Here is a 4,803-nt window from a genome sequence, read left to right as displayed (position 1 = left end):
ACCCCGCCCGGCCGTCCCCGAGGCACGGACCCGGCGCACTCAGACCTTCGCCTGCTCCGCCTGGCGCTTCACCGCGGCGAGGGTGCGGTGCATGCCGTCCACCATCAGCGTCTCGCGCTCCCGGCCCAGCATCCCACTCGCGACGAGCGCCCTGACCAGCACGTTCGGTTCGGTCGTGCGCTCGCGCCACTGGGTGAGGCGGGTGCCGTCGCCGTCGGGCTCCAGACGCCAGCCCCACGTCATGCCGTTCTCCGCCACCGTGAACGCGAACCGCGACGGCCGCTCGCACTCCACCACCCGGCAGCGCGTCAGCCAGCGCACCCAGCCGTGGGCGTTGACGCCCACGAACCGCGCACCGACCGCCGGGCCGGTCGCGCTGCCGCGCCACCGGCCGCCCCGGTTCTCCGGGCTCCACTCGCCCATTCGGGTGATGTCGGTGACGAGCTCCCACACCTGCTCGGGGCTGGAGTCGATCGTCACGACGGCCTCGTTCATCGCTATCCCTTCACGTAGGGCTCGCCGTCCGCCGCCGGGGCCCGGACCTTGCCGACCAGCCCCGCCACGGCGAACAGCGTCGCCAGATAGGGAAGCATGAGCAGGAAGTTCGACGGGATCGCCACCGGGGTCCCCGCGACGGACAGCAGGCTCTGCAGGGCGTCGGCGAACCCGAACAGCAGGGCCGCGCCGATCGCACCGCGCGGGCTCCACTTGCCGAAGATCACCGCGGCCAGCGCGATGAAGCCCTTGCCCGACGAGATGTCCTTCGTGAACCCGCCGATCGCGCCGATCGTGAGGAACGCGCCGCCGAGACCGGCGACCATCCCGCCCATGATCACGTTGCGGTAGCGGGTGCGCAGCACCTTGATGCCGACGGTGTCGGCGGCCCTGGGGTGCTCGCCGACGGCGCGGGTGCGCAGGCCCCAGCGGGTCCGGAACAGCGCCACGTCGATCACGATGATCAGGATGTACGTCAGGTAGACGATGATGTTGACGTTGAAGAAGACCTGCCCGATCACCGGGATGTCGGCGAGGAGCGGGATCCTGATCGGGGCGAAGAACCCCGGCTCGTTGTAGGTGGACGGGTCGCTCTGCATCAGCGCGTCGTAGCCGAAGCCGGTGATGCCCAGTGCGAACGCGTTGAGCACGACGCCCAGCACGACCTGGTTGACGAGGAACTTGATCGCGAAGACGGCGAGCAGCGCACCCATCAGGCCGCCCGCGATCACCGCGGTGACCACGCCGACGCCGAGGCTCTTCGACAGCGACGCCCCGAGCGCTCCCGCGAACGCGCCCGCGAGGAACTGGCCCTCGATCGCCACGTTGATGACGCCGGTGCGCTCGCAGAGGATGCCGGCCAGCGCGCCCAGCACGAGCGGTGTGGCGAGCAGGAGCGTGTTCTGCAGCAGGCCGGGGACGTTGAGCGGGTTGCCCGGGCTGCCGGTGCTGGCCCAGCACAGGAACGCCACCACGAAGCACAGCAGCACGGCCACGAGGACCCAGCGCATCTGCCGCTTGGAGAAGCCGCGCACGACCTGCCAGACGCCCAGCAGGGCGACGACCACGCCCAGGGTGATCGCGGTGGCCTCGGCGGGGACCTCGAGGTCGGGGACGGCGAACGTGTCGCCGGTGGCGATCAGGGCGAACTCGGCGTCGCCGGGGTTGGCCCCGAAGCCCCACGCGAACACGCACACGAGGCCCGCGAGGATCACCGAGATGCCCGAGACCAGCCGGGCGCGCAGCGGCACGCCGGTGTCGACGACGGGCCGGACGACGACGAGCTCCTCGTCGGCGGGGGGAGCGGTCGTGGGACTGGTCATCCGTTCCACCCCTTCGCCAGCGCGGTGACGCCGCCGCCACGCGACTCCCGCAGCCGGAAGATCGCCCGGATCAGGGCGGGGGCCGCGATGAACAGCACGATGACCGACTGGATGACCTGCACGATCTCCGTCGGCGTGCCGGTGTCGGCCTGCATCTTGACCGCGCCGGCGCGCAGCGCGCCGAAGAGGATGCCGGCCAGCACGGTGCCGCCGGGGGCGGCCCGCCCGAGCAGCGCGACGGTGATCGCGTCGAAGCCGATGTTGGCGTCGACGTCACCGGTGAGGGCGGCGTTGTTGCCGCCGAGGATCTGGGCGCAGCCCGCCAGCCCGGCGAGCGCGCCCGCGATGAGCATCACGGTGATGTAGCTGCTGGGCACGCTCATGCCGGCCGTGCGGGCGGCGTACTGGTTGGCGCCGACGGCGCGGAGCCGGAAGCCGAGCGTGGAGCGCGTCAGCAGCCACCAGCACCCGAGCGCCGCGAGCAGGGCCACGACGAGCGAGGCGTTGACCGACAGGCCGCCGCCGAGCAGGTGCGGCAGCCGGGCCGCGTCCTCGACCGGGCGGGAGATGGCCTGGTTGGAGCCGTCCGCCTGGAAGCCGGACACGCTCAGCAGGTAGTAGAGGAGGTACAGGGCGACGTAGTTGAGCATGATCGTCGAGATCACCTCGTGCGCCCCGGCCCTCGCCTTGAGCCATCCCGCCAGGCCGCCCCACAGCGCGCCGCCCACGATGCCCGCCACCAGCGCCACGAGCAGGTGCAGCACGATCGGCAGGTGCCAGGCGAAGCCGACGTAGCCGGCACAGATCGCGCCGATGATCAGCTGGCCCTGGGCGCCGATGTTGAACAGGCCCGCGCGGAACGCGACGCCCACCGAGAGCCCGCCGAGGATCAGCGGTGCTGCGTTGAACAGCGTGTCGGACAGCGGCCCGAACAGCGGGACGGAGCTGTCGGAGTACACCGAGTCCGGGTTGAACACCGAGCCCTCGAACAACGCGACGTAGCCCGACGAGATGGCCTTCCACCCGGCGCCGAACGTGTCGGCCGGGTAGGAGAAGAAGTAGCTCATCGCGGCGCGCGTGGGCTCGTCGGCGATGACGATGAGCACCGCGCCGACGACGATCGCGCAGACGAACGCCAGCACGGTGATCACCACCGTGTTGCCGTTGAGGAAGGTGTCGACCACGCGGGCAGGCACGCCCTTCGGCCGTTCGCCGGGCGGCGTGCCCTCCGGCGCGGCGGCGGTGTCGGCGACCCCGGTGGTCATGGGGTCACCTCGCTCGTGGAGCCTGCCATCAACAGCCCGATCTCCTCCGCCGTGGCACCCGCCCCGACCTCCCCTGCGATCCGCCCGCGGTACATGACGCCGATCCGGTCGGCGAGGCCGAGCACCTCGTCCAGCTCGGTGGACACCAGCACCACCCCCGCGCCGCGGTCGCGCTCGGCGACGATCCGGCGGTGCACGAACTCCATCGAGCCGACGTCGAGCCCGCGCGTCGGCTGCGCGACGATCAGCAGCTTCAGCGGCCGGGACAGCTCGCGCGCGAGCACGACCTTCTGCTGGTTGCCGCCCGACAGCGTGCGGGCCGCCGCCTCCGGTGACGGTGTGCGCACGTCGAACTCGGCGACGCGCTCCACCGCGTTGCTCGCGATCGTTCGCAGGTTCATCGCCATCCCGGAGGCGAACGGCGGCTTGTCGTAGAGGTCGAGCACGAGGTTCTCGGCGACGGTGAAGTCGCCGACCAGGCCGTCGTGCAGCCGGTCCTCGGGCACGTAGCCGACGCCGAGGTCGAGGAGCTGGTCGGTGGACAGGCGCGTTATCCGCTGCCCGGCCACGTCGATGCTGCCCGACGCCGGGGTCGTGAGGCCGACGAGCGCCTCGGTCAGCTCCGTCTGCCCGTTGCCCTGCACGCCCGCGACGGCGTAGATCTCGCCGCCGCGCACCTGGAACGACACGTCGTCGACGAGGACGACGCCGTTGTCGTCGAGCACGGTGACGCCGGCGACGTCGAGCACCACGTCCTGCGCCTCGGCGGGGGTCTTGTCGACGGTGAGCTGCACCGGCCGCCCGACCATCAGCGACGCCAGCTCGTTGGTGGACGCCGACGGCTCGGCCGTACCGACGACCTTGCCGCGCCGGATCACGGTGATCCGGTCGGCGACCTCGCGGACCTCGCGCAGCTTGTGGGTGATGAAGACGATCGACGTGCCGCCGTCGCGCAGGGCGCGCATCACGCGCATCAGGTCGTCGGTCTCCTGCGGCGTGAGCACGGCCGTCGGCTCGTCCAGGATGAGGACCTGCGCGTTGCGGCTCAGCGCCTTGATGATCTCGACGCGCTGCTGGACGCCGACGGGGAGATCGGCGACGAGGGCGTCGGGCGGTACCTCGAGGTTGTAGCGCCGCGAGATCTCGGTGACGTCCCTCTTCGCGCGGCGACGGTCGAGGAACCCGCCGCGCTTGGTCTCCTCGTGCCCCAGCATGACGTTCTCGGCGACCGTGAACACCGGGATCAGCATGAAGTGCTGGTGCACCATGCCGATGCCCGCAGCCATCGCGTCACCGGGCCCGGTGAACGTGACCGGCACGTCGTCGACGAGGATCTCGCCCTCGTCGGGCTGGTAGAGGCCGTAGAGCACGTTCATCAACGTGCTCTTGCCCGCCCCGTTCTCACCGAGGAGGGCGTGGATCTCGCCGGGTTCGACCACGAGGTCGACAGCGTCGTTCGCGGTCAGCGAGCCGAACCGCTTGGTGATCCCACGGAGCTCCAGCTTCACGCGGATGCCTTCCCGTCGACAGCGAAGAACGTCAGCGAGGGAGTCTGGCAAATCTCTCCCTCGCTGACGGTGAAGCGCCTCGCGCCGTGCTAGTGCCTCGTCAGGCAACATTCGGTAGGTAATCCGGTCTGCGGATCTTTGACTCGGGCGCGAAGCGCCGTTTCGAGGTCGCATGCTTGTTGGCCCAACGGACGTAGCCGGCGATCGCGCTCT

4 protein-coding genes are annotated in these 4,803 nt (G+C 70.9%); all 4 read right to left on the bottom strand.

What is annotated here, in order from left to right:
* Positions 1-39: 39 nt before the first annotated feature.
* From JWR81_RS17420 to JWR81_RS17405, 4 genes are read right to left on the bottom strand one after another with little or no spacing between them, the layout of a single operon-like run.
* Positions 40-495 carry an SRPBCC family protein gene (locus JWR81_RS17420; RefSeq protein WP_297653366.1) on the bottom strand — a complete coding sequence of 152 codons (456 nt, stop codon included), beginning with the start codon at positions 493-495 and terminating at the stop codon, positions 40-42.
* A 2-nt stretch (positions 496-497) separates the two neighbouring features.
* Positions 498-1,817: an ABC transporter permease gene (locus tag JWR81_RS17415; RefSeq protein ID WP_297653363.1), complete on the bottom strand. Its 1,320-nt coding sequence runs from the start codon at positions 1,815-1,817 to the stop codon at positions 498-500.
* Complete coding sequence (locus JWR81_RS17410; RefSeq protein WP_297653359.1) at positions 1,814-3,082, bottom strand: ABC transporter permease; 1,269 nt, start codon at positions 3,080-3,082, stop codon at positions 1,814-1,816. Before JWR81_RS17410 ends, JWR81_RS17415 begins: the two co-directional genes overlap by 4 nt.
* Positions 3,079-4,590 (bottom strand): ABC transporter ATP-binding protein, encoded by a 1,512-nt coding sequence (locus JWR81_RS17405; protein WP_297653356.1) that lies wholly within the window; start codon positions 4,588-4,590, stop codon positions 3,079-3,081. Before JWR81_RS17405 ends, JWR81_RS17410 begins: the two co-directional genes overlap by 4 nt.
* Positions 4,591-4,803 lie beyond the last annotated feature (213 nt).

Source organism: Pseudonocardia sp., from assembly GCF_025965585.1.
Lineage (GTDB): Bacteria > Actinomycetota > Actinomycetes > Mycobacteriales > Pseudonocardiaceae > Pseudonocardia.
The sequence above is the reverse complement of the archived record's forward strand: the minus strand, read 5'-3'. Positions and strand labels throughout refer to the sequence as shown.

Bases quoted from the DNA above. Each gene is read 5' to 3' on its own strand.
- JWR81_RS17415 (WP_297653363.1), bottom strand. From the start codon at position 1,817: ATGACCAGTCCCACGACCGCTCCCCCCGCCGACGAGGAGCTCGTCGTC.
- JWR81_RS17420 (WP_297653366.1), bottom strand. From the start codon at position 495: ATGAACGAGGCCGTCGTGACGATCGACTCCAGCCCCGAGCAGGTGTGG.
- JWR81_RS17410 (WP_297653359.1), bottom strand. From the start codon at position 3,082: ATGACCACCGGGGTCGCCGACACCGCCGCCGCGCCGGAGGGCACGCCG.